A 25,746-nucleotide genomic window follows, 5' to 3' on the forward strand; every position below is an offset into this window, starting at 1 on the left:
AAATATGTTTTTGAATTTACAAATAGGCTTTTAGCATTTCATTTTGCGATTTATAACGTAGTTTACGAACAGCTTTTTCTCTAATTTGTCTTACACGTTCTCTTGTAATGTCAAAAAGCTCTCCAATTTCACTTAAACTTTTTGGATGCCTTTCACCAATACCATAATAAAGTTTTATAATTTCACTTTCTCTACTAGGTAATGTATTTAAAGCCTGATCTAAATCTGTTTTAAGAGAATCCATCATCATACCTGCATCTGGACGGTTGGCATTTTTATTACTAACGACATCATATAAGTTAGAAGATTCCCCCTCTTGAAAAGGAGCGTCCATAGACAAGTGCTTACTTGAATTTTTCATTGCAAGTTTTACTTGTGTGGTACTCATATCTAATTCTCTAGCAATTTCCATGGTACTAGGAGGTCTTTGAAACGACTGCTCTAAAGAAGAATATACTTTTTTGATTTTACTTATTTCTCCAATTTTGTTTAACGGTATACGAACCATACGTGATTGGTCAGATATAGAAGACAATATTGATTGTCTGATCCACCAAACAGCATAAGAGATAAATTTAAAACCTCTTGTTTCGTCAAAACGTTTTGCCGCTTTTACTAATCCAATATTTCCTTCATTGATTAAATCTGATAGTCGTAAACCGCTACCTTGATATTGCTTCGCCGTAGAAACTACAAAACGTAGATTAGCGTTAACTAATGTATTTAGGGCAATTTGATCTCCTTCACGTATTCTTCTTGCTAGTTCCACTTCCTCATCTGCGGTAATTAAATCAATTTTTGAAATTTCTTGAAAATACTTTTCTAATGATTTTGTGTCTCTGTTTGTAATTTGCTTGGTGATCTTAAGTTGCCTCATATATTATAATGTTTTTTATTGTTACTATAATTTAATCTTTTTTTGATGATATCCTAATAAAATTGAATATTTATTAAAATTATATTAATGAATTGTATAATTCAATTAATAAAGTCTAGTATATTGCTTTAAATAGCCATTATTTTATCAAATCATTAAATTGAAATTGATTATAAAAAGTTCCCACTTGGGTATTCGGAATAATTATTATACTTCAGCTGCTAATCTACAAGCTTGATTAATAGCTCTTTTTGCATCTAATTCAGCAGCTACATCGGCACCGCCAATTACATGTACTTTTATTCCTTTTGCTTGTAATGGCTCTAAAAGCTCTTTAAATGGCAATTGCCCCGCGCAAATAACTATAGTATCGACTGCTAGAAACTTCTGCTTGTTATTTTGTAGGTAATGCAAACCTTCATCGTCTATTTTAGTATATTGAACTTCGTTAATAAACTGCACCTTTTTCTTTTTTAAAGTAGAACGGTGAATCCAACCCGTAGTTTTACCTAGATTACCCCCAAACTTACCTTTGCTACGCTTAAACATAAAAATCTCTCTCGGCGATGGATGTATTTCTGCCTGTACATTTTCAATACCGCTACGAGCTTCTAAAGTCTTATCAATTCCCCATTCCTTAAGCCATGCATCGATATTTAAAGCAGTACTTTCTCCTTCATGGGCTAAATATTCGCATACATCAAAACCAATTCCGCCGGCTCCTATAACTGCGACTCGTTTACCTACTGGTTTTTTAAACTTTAAAACATCAATGTAGTTAAGTACTTTAGGATGTTCTATACCTTCTATTTTTGGATTTCTAGGTTTTATTCCGGTGGCTAAAATGACTTCATCAAAATTACCATTTTCAAGATCCTCTGTGCTTATTCTTGTATTCAATTTCACAGTTACATTATGTAACTCTAATTGTTTATTAAAATAGCGAATGGTTTCGTAGAATTCTTCTTTACCGGGTATTTGCTTTGCAAGGTTAAATTGCCCTCCCGTTTCCTTTTCCGCATCAAAGAGCGTTACATCGTGTCCGCGTTGTGCTGCTACAGTTGACGCTGCCAAGCCTGCCGGACCAGCTCCTACAACAGCTATTCTTTTCTTTTTTTCTGTTGGGTTATAATTTAGCTCCGTTTCATGACATGCTCTCGGATTCACCAAACAACTCGCTACTTTTCGGGCAAAAACATGATCTAAACAAGCCTGATTACAACCTATACAGGTATTTATCTCATCTGCCTTATTTGCTTCTGCTTTATTAACCCATTCTGGATCTGCCAAAAAAGGTCGCGCCATAGAAACCATGTCAGCATGGCCTTCCGCTAAAATTTTTTCAGCAGTTTCTGGCATATTTATTCTGTTCGAAGTAATTAACGGTATAGATAATTCCTCTTTCATTTTTTTAGTAACCCATGTAAAAGCAGCTCTAGGTACAGATGTTGCAATGGTGGGTATGCGTGCTTCATGCCAACCAATTCCTGTATTTATAATAGTGGCACCAGCTTTTTCTATTTCTTTGCCTAATGCAACCACTTCTTGCCAAGTGCTTCCTTTTTCTACCAAATCTAACATTGATAAGCGATAGATAATAATAAACTCCTTACCAACGGCTTCACGTGTTTGCTTTACGAGTTCAATCGGTAAACGCATTCGGTTTCCATAGTTGCCACCATAATTATCGGTACGTTTATTTGTTCTTTCTACAATAAATTGATTAATTAAATAGCCTTCAGAACCCATAATTTCTACACCATCATAACCTGCTAGTTTTGAAAGTTTAGCAGAATTCACAAAATCACGAATGGTACGATTAATGCCAGACTGTTTAAGCTTAAATGGCTTGAAAGGGGAGATGGGAGACTTTATAGCAGATGGTGCCACTGCAAAAGGATGATAGCCATACCTGCCAGCATGTAGTATTTGCATACAAATTTTACCACCTTCTTTATGTACGGCATCAGTAATGACCTTATGGTGTTTTGCGTGTTTTTTAGTGCTCATGCGCGCAGAAAAAGGACCCGTCCAACCTTGTACGTTGGGTGCTATTCCCCCAGTTACTATTAATCCGACTCCGCCTTTTGCGCGGTCGGCATAATAAGTGGCTATTTTATCAAATCCATTTTTTTCCTCTTCTAGTCCGGTGTGCATAGAACCCATTAAAATTCTATTCTTAAGGGTGGTAAAGCCTAAGTCTATAGGTTCAAAAATGTGTTTGTACTTGGTCATTATTCTTTACTTTTAGTTGCTTTTTATTATGCACGCATAATAAAAAGCAAGATACGCTCTTTTTTCGAATTGAACTTATTGAGGTTTATACGGTTTACTACTTATTATGAAGAAAATTTTTTCTACAAACCATATAAATTCCGAAAAGTAAATAACCGCATTCGGACAGTTTTTAAAGCTCTTCATCCTAACTGCTTCGCATTTTTCTTTAGATCTATTTTAAATTGATAGGAAGAACTAAACTAAAAGAACCAATTATGATAACTACCTATTTTAAATTACAAGTAAAAAGCAGTGGCCAATATCTTAATATATCAGGTGGAGGAAATACTAATGGTACTACTGCTTGCCAAGGTAACACACCAACTACGAATAACTTTTTATGGAAATTAATAGATGCGCCTGGTAATCCCGGTTGGTATTTAATACAAGTAGAAAGTAGTGGGCAATACTTAAATATTTTTAATGGTGGTAATACAAATGGCACAGTTGCTTGTCAAGGAAATACGCCTACAACAGACAATTTTTTATGGAAACCAACGAATGCCCCTAAAAATCCCGGATACTGCTTTTTTCAAGTAAAAAGTAGTGGGCAATATTTAAATATATTTAATGGCGGCAATGCTAATGGCACCGTGGCCTGTCAAGGTAATACGCCTACAACCGATAATTTTTTATGGAAAATTCTTTTTGTCGATGCTACACCAGTTACACATACGGTTACCGTTAGTGCAACCGTTGCGAATCCGTTTCCGCCAAGCATATCTGATGAAGAAGGTCATAATGCAAATACAGCAGCGGGCGACGCAGCCATGACGACCTTAGTTGGCCCTGGCGATGTAGTAACTTGGCAAAAAGGGGGAAATATCTCGAGTTTAGATAACATTTTTGAACCTGTAGGAACAGATTTATTTATTGTTGATCCTTCAGCAGAAAATAATGGTACTTGGGTTGGTATTATTGGTTCTTTGCCCTCTGGTGCTGAGGAGGCGTATAGTATTACCTACAAGATAGGTGGCACAACTTATACGCAGGACCCTAGGCTTAGAATGCAACCAAAAACAAAATAATGAAATTTGGTAGCAGAGCTTATTTTTTACTTCTAAGTACTTTTTTGTTATTCTGTAGTTATGCCCTTTCTCAAGATCAACGAATTGCAGATGAGCTAGCAGTAATTTATAAAGAAGATACGGTCCAAGGTTTGGAGAAATTGGATTTGCTTAACGACCTGTCGTTTAATGAAATTAATGATTTTGAATTAGCCTTAAAATACTCAGAAGAGCTGATAAGCCTATCAAAATTAAGTAATAATAGTACATACCTTAGCTATGGTTATTTTCAAAAAGGAAATGCAAAGCAATATAGTGGAGAATTGGAAGGTGCTTTAGAAGCCTATTTTAAATGCGCAGAAATAGCAGAAAAAGAAAATTTTACTCCTGTGCTAGGCACGTCTTATGCAGCAATTGCTGATGTCTACACCATTTCTAATAATCATAAAAATGCAATGCTCTATTACCAAAGGGCAATTAAAACACTTAGACAAACCTTACGAAATAAAGAAGACTCCGTAGGTTTGGCAACGACTATTTTGAATGCCGGTGATGCGCTCTTGACTAATAAAAAATATGATTCAGCCTTAGTTTATTTTATAGAATCGGGGCAGTTTTTTGAACAAGTAGATTATGCTATCGGCAAAGCGTATAACTTAGGTAATATTGGAATCGTCTACGCTAATACAGGGGATAACGAACTTGCCGAACAACACATTAACCATGCTATTGGTATTTTGGAAAACTTTGAAGATTATTATCCCGTTAGTGTGTATTTAATGACAATGGCAGATATTTATGCAGAGAAAGGAGAACATGAAACTGCCATTAGTTATGCTAAAAAAAGCTTAACCTTGGCAGAGCAAAATGGTTTACGAGAACAAATAGCGGATGCTAACCTTAAATTATCAGAATTATATGAAATTTTAGGTGACCTAGTGGTTTCTTATGGTCACTACAAAAAGCATATTACTTACAGAGATAGTTTACTCAACATTGAGAAAGTGCAGCAATTGGCAGATCAACGTACCAATTTTGAAGTTTCACAAAAGCAAATAGAAGTTGAATTATTAGAAACACAAAAAAGAAATCAATTAATTGTTTTAGGATTTATTGGTTTACTCTTATTGGCTTCCTTATGGTTTTACCGAATAATATCAAAAGAGAAGAAAAAATCAGAAAAACTATTGCTTAATATTTTACCTAAGGATACCGCCAAAGAACTGAAAGTTAGTGGCAAGGTAAAAGCTCAACAGTACAATTCCGTTTCAGTATTATTTACAGACTTTAAAGGTTTTACTAGCTATTCAGAGAATTTATCGCCAGAGGAATTGGTTAAAACTGTAGACTTTTATTTTTCAAAATTCGATGCCATAATTGATAAACATAACTTAGAAAAAATTAAAACCATTGGTGATGCCTACATGTGTGTTGGCGGTTTGCACGACTCTGAAATAGACCATGCCCAACGAATGGTTACTGCCGCCTTCGAAATTGCTGGATTTGTTGAGGAAACCAAGAAAGATGTCGCAGCAAGTGATTTAACTTTTGATATCCGTATAGGCATTAATTCCGGACCTGTTGTGGCTGGGGTAGTGGGTACAAAAAAATTCGCCTATGATATTTGGGGCGATACCGTAAATGTAGCTTCCCGAATGGAGTCCATGTCGGAACCTGGTAGAATAAATATATCTAACAGTACTTTTGAACTTATAAAAGCTGATTTCAATTGTGATTACCGTGGAGAAATTGAAGCAAAGAATAGAGGGAAAATAAAAATGTATTTTGTTCAAGGTATAAAAAAAGTAGATTTAACCGTGGTAGGATAAATACTTAATTAGTAATATATAAGCCTAAAGCATAAGTATATTTTCTACCTATAGATTTTCCACCTTACTATTATAAAAAAATCTAATTACTATTTTTTAAATTCTAAAATGATGGTAACCTAAAAAAATCTTTTATCTTTTGTTCCATAAATAAATCAGCTATTGATGAGAAAAGAAAACCAGATTCCTAGAAGAAATTTTGTCAAGACCAGTGCAAAAGCCATGGCTATACTTCCCTTTCTTCCTGTATTGTCATCAATAAATCCATCTAACAAAGCTCTTAAACAGGCTGAAAAACACAGAAAAGAGCTTATTGATTTATTAGAAAATTTAATTAGAGTACAAAGTATCGAAGGAGAATCTGCAGCCAATGCGCAGGAGTTAGTAAAGAAGTACTTATCAAAACTACCCTATCTAATTGAAGAAAGCGCAGACCGCCCAAGTCTTTACAAAGAACATCCTGAATACATGACTCCAAATCCTGCAGGTGATGGTCCATTTACGAATGTTGTTGGTTGGCCTAAAGAACAGAATGGGAAACAATTTGCTATGTTCTCGCATATTGATACCCATTCAATAGAAAAAGGATGGTCTACTGACCCTTTTGAGCCAAAAATAATAGGTAACAAGTTTTATGGCTTAGGCACCTCAGACGATAAGGCGGGAGTAGCGGCTATGTTAGTTTCTGCAACTATTTTAGAGAAAATGGGAAAACCGTTGCCTGTGGTAATGAGTCTGCATGGCAAAGGCGGTGGTGGTCGTGGTAGTCTTCCTGTTTTTGAACGAATACGCAATACTGACCATAATCTTAATGCAATATTATATGTACATCCTGCCGAAACAGGTCGTGGACTCGATGACATTAAAAATTCGGTTCAAGGTATAGCAGACTTACAATTACAAATGAGTGGATGGCGTGGTACACCTTTGGAAATTGGTAGCGTAGATTCAGCCAAATGGGATGATGGTGGTAGTGCAGTTGACCAATGCTTAGAGTTGTTAGAAATTCTAAGAGAAACTGTATATAAAGATGTGCTTGTAAATATTGGAATTATTGATGGTGGTGACCGAATTGGGTCCGTAGCCGATAAAGTAACCGTAACCTTTAGACTTAAGTTTTCAGGAAATCATACATGGAAGGCACTCGTTGATGATTCTAATAAAGTTATCAAGGAATTTGTAGCAGCGAAATCAACTGCTGAAAATAGCTACACCTTTGAACTTAAAAGTGTGGGTTATATGACGAATCCAGGTGCTGCAGATTGGGAATCTACAGAAAGTAAAATTTTACGTTCTTCAATAACTGATATAATGGGGAAAGAACCAACGGCCTATCCCAACCATTACGCGGGCGATATTCGCTATCCTATTCGTTTGCTAGGTATACCGGCATATGGAATTGGTTCTCTTGGTGGAAATTTTTATTTGCCTGATGAATGGGTGGATATTGATGACCTCGTAAAATTAGTGGCCGTATTGGTCGATACGATTTCTGGTTGGGGTAACAATTGAAAAATTTTACAAATGCGAAGTGCGTATTTTTAAGCGTATACTTGGCCTTAAATGATAAATAAGAATAATCCTCTTCTAAGTAGTTTATATGCATAAGTAGTAAAATCTTCCATGACATTTTTCTTTTAAAATACCTTCTTAAAAAAATTACAGCGTACTTATTTTTTTAGGGGATTGTAAAAGATGAGTATAATGTGTCTACCAAATGATATTTCACAACGCTTTTTATTATATTTTAGATGTGTCATTAGTAATGTATCTAAAATATGCGCTTTTTTTCAGTATTAATTGTGTTTCTCGTGGTGTGTGGCTGTAATATGGGAGAAAAATCAAAAAAGGTAACGGAAACTACTGTTCCTGAACGTGCACCATTGAGTAAGGATTCTCAAATTTTTCTTGGGAATCGATTATTTTCAGAAAAAACATGTATTACTTGTCATGATGTAAACAAGGAAAAAGTTGGCCCTTCAGTTAAAGAAATCATGACTATCTACAAAGAAAAAAATGGCGATATCGTTTCATTTTTAAAGGGTAAGGCTAATCCAATTGTGGATACCACAGCTAGTCAAGTGGCCATTATGCAAGCAAATATTGACGGGTTTTTAAAGAATATTTCCGATGAAGAACTAAAAACCATTGCCACATATATGCTTCATGTAGATGAACTAAACCCAGAATAGATAAGTTTACTTAGAATAAGAAGAAAATAGCCTATCGCTTTTCGCCTGAATGATATGGATTTTACTCATTTCGGGCATGTGTACTATAAGGTTGTAAATTATGTCACAATGTATTCATAAACGCTATAAAAGGCAAAGGTCCGGAAGACATAATTAGATTTTTTAATTTAAGGTATAATCAATTCATCCTCAAAATTTTACAGTTCAGTATTTCACAGTTTCGTTTTATCCTTATCTTAAATATTTTTATCCTGTAAATAACAGCAACAATATAGATTAATGGAGAATACTAAGAACAAGATCAGTAAGAAAAAACAACTATTTAGAATTTTTTTATTTGTTAGTACTTTCATATCCTTATGGTTTGTGCCTTGGATCTTAGTAAAGGCTTGGATATTACCCTTACCAAATACAGTACAAGAGCAAGTAGACCAGTCGTTAAGTTATGGCTTTGACGGTGTCATTGTTTATGTTGATGAAGCCGGAAAACCGCCAGCATTTTATGGGTCAGGTTATCATAATACAGAAAAGAAAATACCGGTAAACCCAAAGGCTTTATTCAAAATAGCAAGTATTAGTAAATTATATGATGCCGTAGCCATTACTAAATTGGTACATGACAACCACTTATCGCTCGATAATACGCTGGCAGATTACTTTCCTGAACTAATTGGCAGAATTGAACATGCAGAAACCATCACTATAAGAATGATGGTGCAACATAGAAGTGGGATACCTAATCTTACTAAAACTCCAAACTTTTGGAATGACCCACCAAAATCAAGTAAAGAGGCTTTAGAACTCATATTGGATGTTCCAGCAGATTTTGAACCTAATGAGGATTACGAGTATTCTAACACTAATTATTTACTGCTTTCTATGCTTATTGAAAAGGTTACAGGTCAACATAATTTTCAATTTATAAAAGATAATATTTTAACTCCTCTAGGACTTAAAAATACCTATGGCTCAATTTCTAAAATAGAGATGGACGATTTAATGAGTGGTTATTACATAGGTGTTGAAGAGGATATAAAAACAACAGATTATGGGTCTATGATTGCCTCGGCTGAAGATGTCGGTATCTTCTTAAGAGCCTTAAACGATGGTTCTTTACTTAATGAAAAAGAGATGGAAATCTATGGGTCTATTTATGAGTTTAATCATGGCGGATTAATTCCAGGATACCAAAGTATGGCAGAATACCATAAAGATATTGACGCAGTTGTTGTTCAATTTATGAACACAACCGATTTTGAAGGCTATCAATGGAATTTATTGCAAATAACACATACGCGAATTGTTAAGATACTACGTAAAGTAAAACAGCTCTAAATCAATATAACTACTTATATATCATTAATTTATAATTATTATATGTAACAATTTCGTTGTAAAATCGTCTTAAAGACAAATCAATCAATCAATCAATCAATCAACATGACAGTTTTAGTAGTAGGTGCCAGTGGTGCCACAGGTAGTCAATTGGTAACGCAATTGCTGCATCAAAATAATTCAGTAAAAATAATTGTACGGTCTCCCGAAAAGTTACCCGAATCTTGGAAAAGCAATGACAAACTTCAAATTATTACGGCCAGTATTTTAAACCTAACCGATTCTGAAATGCAAGATTTGGTAAGTGATTGCCATGCAGTAGCAACTTGTCTTGGGCACAATTTAACTTTAAAAGGCATGTACGGACAACCTAGAAAATTGGTGACAGAGGCTACCCGGCGCTTATGCAAAGCTATAAAAGCCAACAATTTGAAAAGCTCCGTAAAGTTTGTTTTAATGAACACTACCGGAGTTCGTAATCGTGATATAGACGAACCTATTTTCTTTGCTCAAAAATGTGTTATTGGTCTACTTCGCGTGTTATTGCCGCCTCATGTAGATAATGAAAATGCTGCCGATTATTTACGAACACAAATTGGTCAAAACAACAGCGCTGTTGATTGGGTTGCCGTAAGACCAGACGGATTAATTAACGAAGATCAGGTAAACGATTACGAGATTTTCCAATCCCCCACACGCAGTGCTATTTTCAATGCCGGCAAAGTGAGCCGCATTAATGTTGCTCATTTTATGGCGAGCCTTATTAATGACGAAAACTTATGGAGAAAATGGAAAGGACAAATGCCTGTTATTTACAGTACAGCACAAAACAATTGATTATTTAACATAGCAGAAAGATGGTAAAATTCATAGAACATATCGAAAAATACATCATTGGAAAAAACGTTTTAGTGCTTTTCTTACTCACCAATATCGTTTACGCGTATATGCTATTAGTTACCATTCCGGCTACAATGGAGTTTTCTAACGGATTGCAATTATTAGATATGATGCCCGCAGGATATCATCTAGAATATGTAAATAATCTTTTTAGTACGCTTGGGGATAACGGTCGCCAAACGTATTTGACAACACAAATTCCTGTAGATATGATTTACCCATTCCTCTTTGGAATTTCTTATGCGGCAGTGCTGGCATATTTTCTTAAAAAACTACACAAATTAAACACTACATACCTATACCTGTGTCTATTGCCTATAATAGCTGGGATAGCAGATTATATTGAAAATATAGGTATTATCTCAATGCTGAACAAGTATCCAAATGTAACAGAAACTACTGCAAATATCACCAGTACGTTTTCAGTTATTAAAAGTGTTTCTACCAGTATCTATTTTTTAGCTTTATTAGTCGTCCTATTTGTGCTTAGTATTGAATGGTTTAAGAAATCTCGTAGAACGCATTAAATAGATAATATACCTACTAACCATTATAGCTACAAATAGGTGGGAGGTGCAAATTGTTCGGACCAATATTTAACCCTAAAACACTAAAGAAAATAAAACAGTTACAGTAATTTTGTCTTTCATATACGCTACAAAATTCTAAAATTTGCTAGAGAAAAGACAAAAAGTACCCCAAGAACAAACTACTGATGAAGACCATTTCATTTATTGTTTAGAAGGGGTTGCTGACATAGAAACCGAAAAAGTTACTGAAACGCAACTAAGCTTGGAGCAATTAGCCATGAACTATGGCATAGCAAGTATTTATAAAACATGCGACACTATTGAAGGTTTAGAAGACAGCCTAAATGCACTGGTCTTAGACGACCATAATTTTAAGGATTATGAGATTATCTACATGGTTATGACTGGCGAAGCAAATAGTATCTGCTTAAATGATTACTACTATAGTTTACAAGAAATTGCAGAAATTTTTGAAGGAAGGTTAAAAGGAAAGATTCTACATTTTTCAAATGCAAAAATTCTAGATCTGGACGAAGAGGAGGCTCAATATTTTTTAGATATTACCAACGCAAAAGCAGTTTCTGGCTTTGGAAATGCATTCAACGGCGTAAGCAGCGCAAACCTAGATAAAGCATTTTTTAACCTATTTAAAGAAAATGATAATATGTTTGAGGTCGTAGAAGAGTTGCACCAAAGACACTACAATGTCTGTAAACTACTTGATTTTAGGTTGTATTATTAAAACTAGTGTTAATACTCACATATTAGGCTTACCAACTAAATAATAATAACTTATGCTATCATATATAATGTTGCGCATTAAGTATTTGGAGCTTTTAATACGACATAAAAATGAAAATTAATAACCTTTGTTTTATAGTCGAGATGAGACCCCGAAAAAGTTATTACAATCGAACCTGATTTTTTTTCTTTAAAAAATTTCTTCTCAAAAGATATTGAAACCAAGAGACGAGGTTCATGTTCTTCTTTAAAAAAAGCAATGAACCGATGAATAAACTCTTATTATGCCACCCCAAGACAGGAGGGGAGTGTAATGTGTGTTTGTGGAATGGAAATTTATGTTGAAATATTTGGTTACTTAACAGTTTCATCCAACATAATTTTGACAATATTTTGTAGATTTAGGTCACTACTCATAGTGCATGAATAAACTTGTATTATAAAACCGTTTAAATGAAGATTTTTTTTTCCACACTAATACTAATGCTCGTACTTTTTACTGTCGAAGCCCAAGATCGCCTTACCGGGGAGACCTTTACCACTCGCTCAGAAATATTGGCAAGAAATGGCATAGCGGCCACTAGTCAACCTTTGGCCACGCAAGTAGCTCTAGATATTTTAAAACAAGGAGGTAGTGCAATTGATGCGGCTATTGCGGCTAATGCAATGCTAGGATTAGTAGAACCTGCTAGCTGTGGTATTGGGGGTGATATTTTTGCTATTGTATGGTCTGCTAAGGACCAAAAACTTTATGGCTTAAATGGAAGTGGACGAGCTCCTAAATCCTTATCCATAGAATATTTTATGGACAAGGGTATGAAGAACGTTCCTTTATATGGCCCTTTGCCAGTTTCCGTTCCTGGCTGTGTGGATGGCTGGTTTCAATTACATGAAAAATTCGGTAAGTTACCCATGAAGGAAATACTTAAACCTGCTATTAATTATGGTCGTGAAGGATTTCCGGTGTCAGAGGTCATCGCTTACGAAATGGCATCTAACTACGACGGATTAAAAGACCAGCCTGGTTTTGCCGAAACCTATATGCCCCATGGCCGTCCGCCATTAAAAGGGGAGGTTTTTAAGAATCCGGATCTGGCGACTACTTATGAGCATATTGCTAAAAATGGACGGGATGCTTTTTATAAAGGGAGTATTGCAAAAACCATTGATGCTTTTATGAAAAAGCACAACGGTTTTTTATCGTATGATGATTTGGCTTCACATACTTCAAATTGGGTAGATCCCGTTTCTGTTAATTATCGTGGTTACGACGTTTGGGAACTCCCGCCAAATGGACAAGGTACCGCAGCATTACAAATGCTGAATATTTTGGAGGGATTTGATATTGCTGCTATGGGCTTTGGCAGTCCTGAATATTTACATGTACTTACAGAAGCTAAAAAACTGGCCTACGAAGATCGAGCAAAATTCTTTGCCGATCCAGAATTCAATAAAATTCCTTTAGAGGCTTTGCTTTCCGATACGTATACTGCAAAAAGAATAGATTTAATTGACATAGATAAGGCTGCGGAAACCTATCCAGCAGGTGATATGGACATCGAAACCGGAAATACAACCTATTTAACAGTTGCTGATAAAGAAGGAAATATGGTTTCTTTTATACAAAGCATTTATTCAGAATTCGCTTCGGGCATGGTTCCGGACCAATTGGGTTTCGTACTTCAAAATCGTGGGCAAATGTTTAATGTGCAAGATAAATCTCATGCGAACGCCTTAGAACCGAATAAACGCCCTTTTCATACAATAATTCCTGCCTTTATTACAAAAGACGGAAAGCCATGGCTAAGTTTCGGACTAATGGGTGGTGCCGTTCAGCCACAAGGACATGCACAAATAGTGGTTAATTTGGTCGATTTTGGAATGAACCTGCAGGAAGCCGGCGATGCACCTAGAATGAGACATCGCGGTAGCTCCCAGCCTACGGGTTCAAAAATGACGGATGGAGGTACTTTGTATTTGGAAAGTGGATTTGATTCAAAAACCTTGAGGGAATTAAATAAAAAAGGACATCGTATAGGTTTTGGTGTTGGAATGTATGGCGGATATCAAGCTATTGGCGTCGATTTGGAAAATAAGGTATATTATGGCGCTTCAGAGTCAAGAAAAGACGGACAGGCTGCGGGATATTGATTTTTAAATATACCTTTATTTTAAATACAAGTTTGGTTAGAATAAGTAAACAGTTTAGAATATACGCCTTGTTTTGGCTAATGATGTAAAAAGGAAAGCTCTTTGAGACTTTTCTTTTTTTTTAACTGATGGATTAAAGTGGAATGTAATGGACTAAATTATGAATGGAATGGAGTATTAACAATCTATTTCTAAGAGTAATTTAGTATGTCATAAATGACGGAGCACTATTAAATAAATCCCTATGAAACTGAATATCCTTTTTGTTAACGATGTACATGGCTATTTAAAACCTCATCCTGAATTATTTTATAATGCTAACGGTGAAAATATAGAAACGGCAGGCGGTTATGCCCATATGGCAGGAATTATTGCAGAAATTCGAAAGAAGAATCCCAACACCTTACTTTTTGACGGTGGAGACACACTACATGGGACTAAACCACTAGTAGACACAAAGGGCGAAGCGGTAATTCCCATTTTAAATGCATTAAAAATTGATGCTTTGGTAGGGCACTGGGATTTTGCTTTTGGCCCAACTCGCCTACAAAAAATTAAGGAACGACTGAATTTTCCTGTTTTGGGGTGCAATGTGTTTAATGAAGATGGTTCCCAGTATTTACAGCCCACCATGATGCTTGAAAAAAACGGAATTAAAATTGGCGTTATTGGTATCAGTGCTATGATAATAGACAAGGTAATGCCAGAAAAAATGTCCAAGGGATTGACATTTACGTCGGGGAGGGAAGAGGTCCCCAAATATATTTCACAATTAATGGGAGAAGGTGCCCATATCATTGTATTACTGTCCCATAATGGATTTCCACAGGATGTTCGTCTCCTTCAAGAAATATCCGGTGTGGATATCTGTTTGAGTGCTCACACCCATAATCGAATTTATGAAGCTATCGAGGTTGGCGATGCCCGCATTGTGCAATGTGGATGTCATGGTGCCTTTGTGGGAAATTTTACTTTGGAACTGGACGATAAAAAAATCACGGGATACGATTATGAGTTGATCAAAGTAACCGAATCTTCCCCTAAAGATGAAAAAGTTGAACAATTGGTGAATATGGCAATACTTCCCTACAAAAAGATCAGGGAACAAATAGTAGGTAGTACCACTCAAACACTGCATAGGTACGCTACCATAAACTCCACAATGGACGAATTGTTGTTAAGCGCTATAGCGCTCAGTACAGATACAGAAATTGCCTTTTCCAATGGCTGGCGTTATGGAGCGCCCATTCCGAAGGGTAACATCACTGAAAACGATTTATATAATATCGCCCCAATGAACCCTCCGGTTTCTAGGGTCGTCCTTACTGGGGCAGAAATTAAGGGAATGTTGGAAGAAAATTTGGAGCGGACGTTTAACAGCGATCCTTTTGGCCAAATGGGCGGTTATGTAAAACGATGTCTGGGATTACAGATAAACATGCGCATAGAAAACCCTACGGGACATCGTATTCAGGAGATAAACTTTAACGGGGCACCACTTGACCCTAAGACTAACTATAACGTTAGTTTTGTAACGAGCCAGGGTGTTGCTAAAAAATATGGTGTACAAAGGGAAGAACATAAAATTAAGGCCGTGGAGGCCATGATAGCTTATTTGAAAAAAATAAAAGATTTTCAGCCTGGTAATCGTCCTGTTTATAGATTGGTTTAGTTAGTGCGGCATCTTAGGCTTAAGCAGGCCATAAAGAAACGCACCAATTAATGCACCCACGATTACAATCAAGACCGATACGTAACCTGCTCCGGCAAGAACGTACATAGGTCCTGGACAAACACCTGCAAGGGCCCAACCTAAACCGAACAGGATACCTCCAAACAAATAACGTGTTACACCTTTATCTTTGGGCTCCAAATTCATTTTATCCCCATCTATAGGTTTTATATTCCTTTGTTTAATAACCTGTACGCCAATAATCCCTATGACAACGGCAGACCCCATTATTCCATACATATGAAATGAACCAAATTGGAACATTTCATAAATACGAAACCATGAAGCGGCTTCGGATTTAAACATGATAATGCCGAAAAAAATGCCTATTGCCAAATATGTAATGTATCTCATCTTATGCAAAAATTAAAGGGTATAACAAATGAACCATGATCAAGCCGCCTATAAAAAAACCTATTACCGCAATTAATGACGGTATTTGCAGATTGCTCAACCCGGATACGCCATGTCCAGAAGTACAGCCACCACCATATCGTGCGCCAAATCCAACCAATATACCACCCACTAAAAGCACAGCGATAATAAATGGGTCGCCCAGCGCCTCAACAGAAAATATTTCAGGAGGCAAATAACTCTCTCCCGCGCTAGTAATTTGATAATCTTCGGCAAGTTGTTGGGCAACCTTCGGGTTAATGGCTACGGCGGAATTACCCATAAAATGTGAGGCGATAAATCCGCCGATGATCGCACCCAGAACTACCATTAAGTTCCAGCGTTTGGATTTCCAGTCATAATTAAAGTAGTCGGCCACTTTACCTGCGCCCATGGCGGCACAAGCGGTACGCAGATTGGAGGACATACCGAATTTTCTGCCTGCAAACAGGAGCAGGAACATCACTAATGCTATTAAAGGGCCTCCAATGTACCAAGGCCAAGGTTCATAAATTATGTTCATCATAAGGTTATATCGTATTACTTGTATTATTTAAAATCTTTAACGTCATCGCTTAGATCAAATACGGTGGTATCTAAATGTTTTGCAATGATACTACTTCCTGCTGCACTTCTGTACCCACCGGCACAATGCACAACTATAGGCTTATCCGTAGGAATATCATCTATGGTATCCCGCAGTTCGTGCAAGGGATGTGAAATGGCATGTTCAAAAAATTTACCTTCTTCCACCTCGCTCTTGTTACGTACATCTACAATGGTATAATTTTTAGGGTTTTTCTTAAAATCCTTCAGGTCAAGTTGCTCTATTGTTGCTAGATTATCTTCGGAAATCGTAATCGCCTTTTTTAATTGTTTCTCATAGCCAATTTTGGCCACCCGGTTCACCAGCTTATCCATATGTTCTTTTCCATCGATAATCAACGTAAACTCTTCTTTTGGTCGTACTATGGCACCCAACCAGGTTTCGAACTTTGCGTCGTCAGAATCTGCTTGTATATTTATACTACCCTTTAAATGTCCCTTTTTAAAGGTTTTTTCATCTCTCATATCCACTAGCATCCCTGAAGCTGTACTTTTTTGAGAAAACGGTATGGAGGCAATGGCCTTTTCTAAGTTATCCGCTCCTTTCTTATTTATGGTGACGTTGAAAGGAAAGTATGAAGGAATAAAGGGGAGGTCTTCCAAAAGCGCGCTGACAAATTTTTCTTTTGACTGCTTTTTAAAGGCCCAATTGTTCTTTCGTTCCTCGCCCAAAGTACTTTTATGGGCATCTCCCATGCTTTTACCGCATAAAGACCCGGCACCATGGGTAGGATAAATGATAGCGTTATCCGGTAATCCTTTAAATTTTTCCTGTATGGTATGGTACATGGCCTCGGCAAGTTCCTGGCGTTCATCTTTCTCTAAATTGTCGCTAAGATCAGGTCTGCCCACATCGCCCACAAAAAGGGTATCGCCCGTAAATAACAAGGTTTCCTGGTCATCCACGGCAACAATGGTTATGCTATCCGGGGAGTGGCCGGGTGTATGTATAGCCTTAAATTCAGCATAGCCTAAATTTAAAGTATCACCATCATCAAATGGGGTGAAAGGATAATTGGCTTTCAATTTACTACTGTGATAAATGGTTGCCCCCGTTTCTTCATGAATCTGTACATGGGAGCTTACAAAATCTGCATGCGGATGCGTTTCCAATACCTTGGTTATTTTGGCATTGTGGGATTTCGCAAAATTATAATAGGGGTTGGGATCTCGTTCAGGGTCAATCACCGCCATTTTTCCATCGCTAATCACGGCATAGGAATAATGGGCTAGGGGCTTATATTCAAATTGTTTGATAATCATCATCATTGTATATTAAAAAGTATTGTAATCAAGCTTAAAATTATTGGAATACACTTGTAATCATTAGCCTAACTAAACTTTTTTTTTGCTCAAATGAAATTTATTCAAGGTTGCTTGAAAATTTTATAAAAATGGAGTTTAAGGAAATTTAATTAAAGTTATTTTAAATCTGCAATAGTGAAATTCGTGAAAATAAATAGGGTGATGTATCTATTGATGACTCGCATAATGACTTTATACGCTGCGGATATTCGATATAATATAATTATAGCTATCAAATGTACAATTGAGATAAACAGCTATACAAGAACATTTGTACTATAATGTTCCGCGTTATGTAACTTGAGTTTTGGTTACGGCATAAAAATAAAGATTGAGTATCTTTCTTTTTTGAGCGAGATGGTGTGTGGGCAAAGTTATTACCATCTTCATTAATTTTTTTCTTTCTAAAAATTTTATTCTTAAAGGGAAATGGAACACTTATTAACTGACCGACGAAAGGAGGAAGGGCAATGTGTGTGGAATGGCATTCTACCTAAATCTTTGGCTAAATATTCATTTAAACATTATTAGGGCAGTTTAATTGTTAATAAAAGACAATAAAATTCATAATTATTCATTGTATATAACAAATAAAGTATATTTTTACCCAAAACCTGCAAAAAACCCGTTTATAATGCTAGTTCAATTCTCTGTTAAGAATTACAAAACATTCCTTGAAAGAGCCACCTTAAGTATGGTTGCCTCTAATTATGATAAAAACATTAGAGAGAAAGAAAATGTAAGTCAATTGGATAAATTCGATTTACGTCTTTTGAAAAGCTCTGTAATTTATGGTGCAAACGCCAGTGGAAAAAGTAAATTTTATGATGCATTAAGTTTTGCTAGGCATTACATAATTAATTCTGCGACGGACTATAATGCTGGTGACGAAATACCAGTAGAACCTTTTTTACTTAACAATTCTAGCGAGAAAGAGCCAAGTGAATTTGAGTTCATTTTTATTATTAAAGATGTTCGATATCGTTATGGTTTCGAATTAAATAATGAGAAAGTCATTTCAGAATGGCTTTACGAAAAAGCAAAAACTAAAGAAATAGAGTTATTCTATAGGGATAATCAAAATATTGAAACGCATTCAAAAAGATTTAAAAAAGCAGGTAGTATTGCTAAACAAGGTTTTGTAAGAGACAACCAATTATTTCTTTCAAAAGCTACTCAATTTAATGATGAGTATTCTGAATCTATTTATAATTGGTTTGGTGGATTGAAAACATTATCAGGTCTTGATGAATCAAGATTTCAAGGCTATACAATGTCAAGACTTGAAAATAAGAATGATAAGAATAAAATTTTAAAACTCCTTAAGGCAGCTGATTTGAATATTGATGATGTTAAGGCTGAAAAGTTAGACATTAACAAAATGCCCGAAAATATGCCTAAGGGATTAAGAGAGTTGATAATAAAAGAAGCGAAAGAAGATGGTAAGGTTGTTTTTACTGATGTAACCACAACAAAAAAGAAATATGATAATGAAGGGAATTTCGTTTCTGACACTTATTTTTCAATGGATGAGAATGAATCATCAGGGACCAAAAAGTTTTTCGCATTAACAGGTCCCATATTAAATGTATTAGAAAAAGGATACGTTCTTATTGTTGATGAATTAGACTCGAAACTTCATCCTAATTTAGTTAGTGAAATTGTTTCTTTATTTAATTCTAAAGAATCTAATCCTAACAATGCCCAATTAATTTTTAATACTCACGATACGAATTTATTAAGTTCAGGACTTTTTAGAAGAGACCAAATTTGGTTTGTAGAAAAGAATAAGAAAGGTGAAGGTTCAATTTATTCATTATCGGATTTTAAAAAAGTTAGGCAAAAAGAAGCATTAGAAACTAATTATTTGCGAGGGAAATATGGAGCAACTCCATTTTTAAAATACTTTGATAAAATTGATGCAAAATTTATTCAAGAAGAAAATGTTGAATAAAAAGCAAATACAACGGGCGAATAAGTTTCGACATTTAGATGAAGTCGGAAGAACCAAAAAACAACGAAGAGAAGAACCCAAGTTAAATCGTCGAAGAGCTTCCAAAACTGCTCTTCCTTTGATATTGATTGCTTGTGAAGGTAAAAATACAGAGCCATCATATTTTAATCAATTTGAATTAAAGTCTGTAGAAATTGAGCCAAAAGGCGATGGGTATAGTCATTTATCACTTGTACATTGGGCTGAGAAACTAGAAAAAGCTAAAACCTACGATGAAGTATGGTGTGTTTTTGATGCTGACCCCAAACCTGGAGACCCAAATTGGGCGCACAACTTTAATAATGCCATCTGGACAGCCGAAAAGAAGAATTATCACGTCGGATATACCCATCAGGCTTTTGAATATTGGCTAATTTTACATTTTGAAGACCATCAAGGCGGAAGTATAAATCGAGCAGATTATAATAAAAAACTAAATCAATTAATAAATCCATTAGGTGCAAGTTTTGACGGTAACGGCTCAAAAGAGATAACTCCTGAACTATTTGCCCTATTGCAAGGTAATGACCCGTCATCTGGAAAACCAAGAGTTGAATTAGCAATTTGCAGGGCTAAAAGAATTTATGATAAACATGACCACAAAAATCCCGCTCAAGAAGAGTCTTCAACAAATATTTTTGAACTAGTTTTAAGATTGATAAATTTTGACATAGATGATTCTGATAAAATTTTAATTGACACACTTTGTGATTGATTTCCACCATTAGTTTCTGACCTAAGAGAATTTTGGTAAAACAATAGGGGAGAGGAGCGTTAAGAATTTTAGGGGGCTGGTTACAAAAATTATTGACTCTAAAATTGTTTGTATTGCCTTAAAGCAGTCTTAAGAGTTACAATTGATCCTAAAATTTAGCGACCGACCCGTACATTGTTTCTAAAATTATCTGTAAGCCTTGATTTTTTTGTTTCTTTTTTTATCAAGAAAAAAAGAAAGGAATATTCAATCCTTAACTTAATCAGTATTTTTTATCTAAAAGGTAACAATCAAATAAAACATCATCGAAAACTCCATTTTCAAAGACTTGTTCACAAATAGCCAATTTTGTTTCTGAATCAAAATTGGTTTGATTCATTCTTTCGGCTTCCGCAATGTAATCTACCCACATTCGCAAATCAATTACATCTTGATTCTCGTATATAATTTTTGCAATTTTCAAATCAGGGTCAGACGCCTTTATTAAAACCGTCCACTTCTGAAATCCAGCAATCTGTGCAATTATGTGCTGAGCTTTCATTAGAGTCAATTTTTCTTCATCAAGATTGAAATCGTAAATAATTGTTCCAACATCAAAATACTTTGGCTCATATTCATATAACCAATCACGATCTACCTTGTCGGAGACGGGTTTTTTGGTTTTAAAATCTCTGTGTAAGTTTTTAGATTGAAGTTTAAAGAAATCAATAGTATTCATAATATAATCCTTTATTCCAAAGATTATTATCCAAGAGATTATGCGTTCGTATACTTTTGTCGGATAATAAGCCTTGATGGTTTATATTATCAATTATGGCGGATGAAATCTTTGCACGAACGAGCAGGCATACCATAAACACCTTTTCAAATTTAAACATTTTGTTCTAATTATTTCCAGACAAAATATTTTTTCATTCACAACATTGAAAAAGTGTATAGAAATTTACTTGCCGAGAAATTTTATACTATTGTGGCAAGCTGACGAGAACTGCGTAAATTTTTTTGTAACGTATATTTTATCGAATGCGGATTTTAAAAGAGAATTTTAAATAATGACATATCTTTACATTATGTCAAATAGAAACTAAATAAAGGTTTCTAGGAACATGGAAGGTAGCAAGGGCTAAGAATTTTACTCGCAGAGAAAATTTTAGCTATTGAGGCAAGCTGACGAGAATGGCATAGAAAAAAATCTTGCAGGGTTTTTCCTCGAATACGAGAATTTTAAATGAACCCAAAAGGCTAGCTTTTAAATGGCGGTGGCAAGCGGTGGCAAATTGTGTTTAAAATAAATTGCCTGAGCAATTTGATTTTAAAAAGCAATCGAGCGTTTGGCAGCGGCTATTTTACATAACGGCAAATTATGAGTACAGACGAAAGGTTTGTCGCTAGGGTTTTCGAATTTCGAAGTTTGGAATAAAATTTCTTTTGTGTATAAAATTTGAGGAAACGTAAATTAAAAAGGCCGATGACCCCGTTGGTAATTTCCTTAAAAACTATAAACGTTAGGGATATTTTACATAATAGAATTATGACTTACAGCTAAGATGTTTTAACCTAAAATACTTATAGCCCAATCTGTATCATAATGTCTTGCGTTATGACACTTTGCTTTGGTAAAGCAAAGTATTTTGTACTTCTCTTTCTTAAATTTTTCTTCTAAAAAGTTTCTTCTCAAAAGGTAATGGAACACTTATTATGCGAACCGACGGTAGGAGGGGAGTGTAATGTGTGTGGAATGGTATGTTACTACAATTATTTAATTTATTACACTTTTCCGTAATTAAGTACTTGTTAAAATTCACTAATTTTATACATCCCTCCCTTTATGGATTAAGCATTCATGAATGCACATTTACCAATATTATTTAATAAACTATGGCATTCTTTATTGAAAACAAAAAAGACTTTAAACTAGAAGTTGACAAAGGTGAAATTGGATTTAGACAGTGCCAACTAGGAGCGGTTTGGGCTGTCAAAAGCCATTACACTAAAAGTAATAAACCTGCTTTAATAAGTATGCCTACAGGTTCGGGCAAGACCGCATTAATGATTGCAATTTGTTTTGAGCTTAATATTAAGAAGGTATTAATAATCACTCCTTCAGTGGTAATAAGAAAACAAATTTCAGATGTCTTTAGTGATTTGGAAATATTGAGAACAATAAAAGCTTATGGAGGCGAAAATAATCCAAGAGTAAATAATCACATAGGATACTTAAAAAATGAAACAGCATGGGCAGATGCAACAGAACCCTATGATGTAATTGTTTCCACTCCGCATAGCTGCTCCTCGGAAATGAAAGAAAATATTGCACCACCTAAGGGTCTTTTTGACTTAGTAATTATAGACGAAGCACATCATACGCCTGCTAAGATTTATAGTAGCGTTTTTAAGGATCATCCTGATTCGAAAATAATTTTATTGACCGCTACTCCATTCAGAAGAGACCGAAAAAGAATTCAAGGTCATTTAATATATCATTATCCTATGGCAGAGGCATTAAAGGACAAAATATATAGACCTGTAAGCTTTATAAATGTTGATACTAAAAGTGGAGAAAGTAAAGAAAAAGATAACCTTTTAGCTGATGCAGCAATAGAAAAATTGAGAGCTGAACAAGTTAATAATCCAAATGCTCAATTGTTAATCAAAACTAAAAGAATTAATTCTGCAGAAGAATTAAAAAAAATATATGAAGACAAAGGTATAACAGTTGGTTTGATTCATAGTGGAAATAGCACATATCTGAATGAAGACTGCTTAAGTAAATGTAAAAAAGGAGAACTCGAAAGTTTAATTGCTGTTGGTATGATCGGAGAAGGGCTAGATATACCAACCTTAAAAATAAGTGTTCTACACGATATACCCAGAACATTGCCAACCACTATACAGTTCATAGGTCGAATTTCTAGAATACATAAAGAACAAATTGGAAATGCCACATTAATTGCGGATAGAAACTATGTCAAGGGAGAAGTAAAGAAGTTGTATTATTTTGACAGGTCTTGGGATTTATTAATACCTGAACTGGTAGAAAAAATTGTTTCGAATTCGCCATTGTTTCCAGATTTAGAAACTAGCGAATTAAACCCATTTGGAATAAACCCAAATGATATTAAGCCATTTTTCAGCACAAAAATATATAAGACGAAAGTTGGATTTGAGTTTTTAAAAGGGTTTCATAATAGGATGCCTTCGGGAATTGAATTAGCCTTTACTCATCAAGAAAATATTAATTCTCCATTAATTTTAATAACAAAACATAAGAAAACATTGTCTTGGGGTAAAGAATTGGCACTTTTTCAAGATGATTATGATTTACATGTTTTGTATTTAATTGATGATTTTTTATTTGAAAGTACGACCTCTGATTTCATTTTGAATCAAATTAAATCAAAATTGTTTGATACAAAAAAATATGAGGTAGTTCCTGCATCTTATATAAGAAATGGGTTAAATGATAATTCAATTGGACAGTATTTTATGGTAGGGATGTCTAATATTTATGGAAATGGGGCATCTAACCCTTCATACAAGATGTTAATGGGTCTCGAGGTGGAATCTGCTATAAATCATTCAGATGGGGCTGTATTTTCATTTGGACATGCATTATCAAGAATCGATGAAGATGAGACAAGAGGGATTGCTATTAAAAATGGTCGAATTTGGGCTATTAAAAGAAAGACTATTAAAGAATTTTCTTTATGGTGCAATCATATTCATTCATTAATTAAACTTGGTAATAACGAGTCTGAAATTCCCAGAATGGCCAGGTTGGCAAAATTTAAGACCGTTGAAAAATTTGAAGACAATCCTATTTCTGTTTTATTTGAAAATGTAATTTTCCAAATTGAAATTGTAAAAATCACAAAAGGAGATAAAGTCTATGAAGGTTTTATTCCTGAAATTCATTTTGATAGCTTATCCGCTAATAATAAAAGAATTGATTGTACAATTAGTGTTGAAGAGGATGAAATAGCAAAAGCTTTTTTTGACTTTGAAGGTGAAAAAAAATGGATTATTGTATCAGAAAATGATATAAATATTTTCATGGACATTCAATTCAAGGATCCATTAAATATGAATTTTGAACTCTTTATCAATGAATTTCCGCCTCTAATAATATATCAAAATACAAAGACACAAAAAGGTACAACATTATTTGAGCCAAAAATAGAACAGCAAAAATTTGATGCCGAGCTTTTTAAGGCAATAGAAGGTGGGTGGGATGAAACTGACGTTAAGAAGGAATCTAAGGAGCCTGAAGAAGATGGTAAAATTTATAATGTACAACAAAAGACAATTAGCGTAATTAAAAATAGTGACGATTATTCGGATGAAGAGGATATTATTGTTGTAGATGATGGCGCAGGGGAAATTGCAGATGTAATTTGGTTTTCATTTAAAAGAAAAACGGTTAATTTCTTCCATTGTAAATTTTCTAGTACAGACAATCCAGGGGCAGATATGAGAAATTTTACAGAACTTTTTCAACAGGCTATGAGAAATTTTATTTGGATAAGAGCTAGTTCAATAATCAAACAATTGCTCTATCGAGTGACAAATACAGAGAATTCTAAAATTTTAGATGAAAAACAAGATGAGCTCAATAACTTACATGATGAATTCATCGCAACAGATTGGAATTATAAGGTTTTTTTAGTTCAACCTGGGCTTTCAAAATCTGCTGTATTTAAAGACAATATGACCAATGTAGAAAAATTACTTTTAATAATACGAGATAGACTGAATAGTTCTGGAAGTGAGCTTGAAATTTGGGCTTCTGAATGACATTTTTTTTCTGGCCTAAGAGAACTTTGGCTAAAACAATAGGGGAGACGAGCGGTAAAAATTTTAGGGAGCTGGTTACAAGTTTTGTTGATTTGTAAAAAGTTTGAAAAAGTTAAAAGTAATCTTAAGGGTCAGAATAGATCCTAAAATTTAGCGATCGACCCGTACATTGTTTCCAAAATTATCTGTAAGCCTTGATTTTTTTGTTTCTTTTTTTATCAAGAAAAAAAGAAAACATGATAAAGTAGTATTTTTAAGTAGGATCAAAAAAAGCAGAATAAGGTTAAGACTATATCTTATTTTAAAATGTAATAATCACATTTTTAACGCTTTAACAAAAATTACTTAACTTTATAAAACCAACACTAA

Annotated in this window: 19 protein-coding genes; 13 read left to right on the forward strand and 6 right to left on the reverse strand. The window is 34.8% G+C overall.

Features of this window, described 5'->3' with window-relative positions; translation table 11 throughout:
• Positions 1–16: 16 nt before the first annotated feature.
• Both BTR34_RS17670 and BTR34_RS17675 read right to left on the reverse strand, forming a co-directional pair.
• A complete protein-coding gene (locus BTR34_RS17670) occupies positions 17–877 on the reverse strand; it encodes a sigma-70 family RNA polymerase sigma factor (protein ID WP_068484770.1) in 861 nt (286 codons plus the stop codon).
• Between the two features lie 207 nt (positions 878–1,084).
• Positions 1,085–3,112 carry an NADPH-dependent 2,4-dienoyl-CoA reductase gene (locus BTR34_RS17675; protein WP_068484769.1) on the reverse strand — a complete coding sequence of 676 codons (2,028 nt, stop codon included), beginning with the start codon at positions 3,110–3,112 and terminating at the stop codon, positions 1,085–1,087.
• 257 nt (positions 3,113–3,369) lie between these two features.
• On the opposite strand from BTR34_RS17675, the gene BTR34_RS18645 reads away from it, so the two are divergent.
• From BTR34_RS18645 to BTR34_RS17730, 10 genes are all read left to right on the forward strand, one after another.
• On the forward strand, positions 3,370–4,182 hold the full coding sequence (locus BTR34_RS18645) for an RICIN domain-containing protein (protein WP_082960163.1): 813 nt from the start codon (positions 3,370–3,372) through the stop codon (positions 4,180–4,182).
• Positions 4,182–5,990 (forward strand): adenylate/guanylate cyclase domain-containing protein, encoded by a 1,809-nt coding sequence (locus tag BTR34_RS17690; protein WP_068484768.1) that lies wholly within the window; start codon positions 4,182–4,184, stop codon positions 5,988–5,990. The genes BTR34_RS18645 and BTR34_RS17690 overlap by 1 nt, the downstream gene beginning before the upstream one ends.
• A gap of 165 nt (positions 5,991–6,155) precedes the next feature.
• On the forward strand, positions 6,156–7,502 hold the full coding sequence (locus BTR34_RS17695) for a M20 family metallopeptidase (protein WP_068484767.1): 1,347 nt from the start codon (positions 6,156–6,158) through the stop codon (positions 7,500–7,502).
• A 317-nt stretch (positions 7,503–7,819) separates the two neighbouring features.
• Positions 7,820–8,182: a c-type cytochrome gene (locus BTR34_RS17700; protein ID WP_244893341.1), complete on the forward strand. Its 363-nt coding sequence runs from the start codon at positions 7,820–7,822 to the stop codon at positions 8,180–8,182.
• 279 nt (positions 8,183–8,461) lie between these two features.
• Entirely contained in the window at positions 8,462–9,517 is a 1,056-nt protein-coding gene (locus BTR34_RS17705) for a serine hydrolase domain-containing protein (RefSeq protein WP_068484765.1), read from the forward strand.
• A gap of 105 nt (positions 9,518–9,622) precedes the next feature.
• On the forward strand, positions 9,623–10,354 hold the full coding sequence (locus tag BTR34_RS17710; RefSeq protein WP_068484764.1) for an NAD(P)-dependent oxidoreductase: 732 nt from the start codon (positions 9,623–9,625) through the stop codon (positions 10,352–10,354).
• Between the two features lie 20 nt (positions 10,355–10,374).
• Positions 10,375–10,944, forward strand: a complete 570-nt coding sequence (locus BTR34_RS17715) for a hypothetical protein (RefSeq protein WP_068484763.1) — start codon at positions 10,375–10,377, stop codon at positions 10,942–10,944.
• A 145-nt stretch (positions 10,945–11,089) separates the two neighbouring features.
• A complete protein-coding gene (locus tag BTR34_RS17720) occupies positions 11,090–11,689 on the forward strand; it encodes a DUF6642 family protein (protein ID WP_068484762.1) in 600 nt (199 codons plus the stop codon).
• 452 nt (positions 11,690–12,141) lie between these two features.
• Entirely contained in the window at positions 12,142–13,839 is a 1,698-nt protein-coding gene (gene ggt / locus BTR34_RS17725; RefSeq protein ID WP_068484761.1) for a gamma-glutamyltransferase, read from the forward strand.
• A 244-nt stretch (positions 13,840–14,083) separates the two neighbouring features.
• A complete protein-coding gene (locus BTR34_RS17730) occupies positions 14,084–15,511 on the forward strand; it encodes a bifunctional metallophosphatase/5'-nucleotidase (protein WP_068484760.1) in 1,428 nt (475 codons plus the stop codon).
• Here the strand turns inward: BTR34_RS17730 and BTR34_RS17735 are convergent, their stop codons facing one another.
• The 3 genes from BTR34_RS17735 to BTR34_RS17745 are packed head-to-tail and all read right to left on the reverse strand — an operon-like array spanning position 15,512 to position 17,833.
• Positions 15,512–15,925 carry a DUF6691 family protein gene (locus BTR34_RS17735; protein WP_068484759.1) on the reverse strand — a complete coding sequence of 138 codons (414 nt, stop codon included), beginning with the start codon at positions 15,923–15,925 and terminating at the stop codon, positions 15,512–15,514.
• Between the two features lies 1 nt (position 15,926).
• On the reverse strand, positions 15,927–16,487 hold the full coding sequence (locus tag BTR34_RS17740; protein WP_068484758.1) for a YeeE/YedE family protein: 561 nt from the start codon (positions 16,485–16,487) through the stop codon (positions 15,927–15,929).
• A gap of 26 nt (positions 16,488–16,513) precedes the next feature.
• Positions 16,514–17,833 (reverse strand): MBL fold metallo-hydrolase, encoded by a 1,320-nt coding sequence (locus BTR34_RS17745; RefSeq protein ID WP_068484757.1) that lies wholly within the window; start codon positions 17,831–17,833, stop codon positions 16,514–16,516.
• Between the two features lie 736 nt (positions 17,834–18,569).
• Between BTR34_RS17745 and BTR34_RS17750 the strand changes: the two genes are divergently transcribed.
• Together BTR34_RS17750 and BTR34_RS17755 are read left to right on the forward strand one after the other, a co-directional pair.
• Positions 18,570–19,829: an AAA family ATPase gene (locus BTR34_RS17750; protein ID WP_244893342.1), complete on the forward strand. Its 1,260-nt coding sequence runs from the start codon at positions 18,570–18,572 to the stop codon at positions 19,827–19,829.
• Positions 19,795–20,583: an RloB family protein gene (locus tag BTR34_RS17755; RefSeq protein WP_068484756.1), complete on the forward strand. Its 789-nt coding sequence runs from the start codon at positions 19,795–19,797 to the stop codon at positions 20,581–20,583. The genes BTR34_RS17750 and BTR34_RS17755 overlap by 35 nt, the downstream gene beginning before the upstream one ends.
• 262 nt (positions 20,584–20,845) lie before the next feature.
• On the opposite strand, the gene BTR34_RS17760 is transcribed toward BTR34_RS17755, so the two are convergent.
• Positions 20,846–21,301, reverse strand: coding sequence for a hypothetical protein (locus BTR34_RS17760; protein ID WP_068484755.1), 456 nt, complete (start codon positions 21,299–21,301; stop codon positions 20,846–20,848).
• Between the two features lie 1,160 nt (positions 21,302–22,461).
• On the opposite strand from BTR34_RS17760, the gene BTR34_RS17765 reads away from it, so the two are divergent.
• Positions 22,462–25,377 (forward strand): DEAD/DEAH box helicase, encoded by a 2,916-nt coding sequence (locus BTR34_RS17765; protein WP_068484754.1) that lies wholly within the window; start codon positions 22,462–22,464, stop codon positions 25,375–25,377.
• Positions 25,378–25,746: the final 369 nt, after the last annotated feature.

The organism is Maribacter hydrothermalis, assembly GCF_001913155.1.
Lineage (GTDB): Bacteria > Bacteroidota > Bacteroidia > Flavobacteriales > Flavobacteriaceae > Maribacter > Maribacter hydrothermalis.